Raw genomic sequence first — 819 nt, forward strand, 5'->3', positions numbered from 1 at the left:
GACGGTGGACAGTTCGACACCGTGCTGACCCAGCCGCTCACCGGCGAGCGCGGCACCGTCTATGCCGGTGCCGAGGGGAACGACCAGGCAAACCACTGGAACCCGTGGAACACCAACCTGGCGACCTGGGACCAATTCAAAGTGAACGGAGGAAGTACCCTCGTCAATCCACAGCCGGAGCTCGCGACCCTCGCCTTCGCCCGTGACGGTTCGATGATCGTCGGTTTCCGCGACCGGTTCATGGACGTGGTCAGTGGAGGCGGGCTGGACCCCCGGCCGGGCAATGACACGCCGGAAAACGGCATGTCCGGTGGTGACATCAACATGGCCTGCGCCAATCCCGACGGTGGATACGCGTGGGAAGGCACCGGGAATTGCCCCAACCACGCCGACCCCGCCACCGACGGCGGCCAGAACAGCGGTGTCGTCGAATACTTCCCGGGCGACTACGTGCGGAACAACGGCGCACCGAACGACCCCCGCGGGGTGCACAACGAAGCCTCCCAAGGGTCGGTCGCCTACATCCCGCAGCAGCAATGGGTCATCAGCACGCAGCTGGACCCGACCGACAACTACAGCACCGACGGGACCGGTTACTACGACATCCAGACGGGTCAAGGGCCCGGTAACAACCATTCCGCCAACGCGTACCAGTTCGTGAGTCCGACCGACAATGGGTTCGGTAAGGCCGGTGGGCTCGGCGATATCGCCTACGAGGCGGCGAACGCGCCGATCCAGATCGGCAACCGGGTGTGGTTCGACGGCGACCACAATGGGATCCAGGATCCCGAGGGCCGCAACGAAGTGCCGCTGCCGGAC

At 65.2% G+C, this 819-nt stretch carries 1 pseudogene; it reads left to right on the plus strand.

Going from position 1 to position 819, the window contains the following annotated elements:
* Positions 1–819 (plus strand): annotated as a pseudogene (locus KN815_RS48280) (SdrD B-like domain-containing protein); the annotation flags it as partial.

The organism is Streptomyces niphimycinicus, from assembly GCF_018883605.1.
Lineage (GTDB): Bacteria > Actinomycetota > Actinomycetes > Streptomycetales > Streptomycetaceae > Streptomyces > Streptomyces niphimycinicus.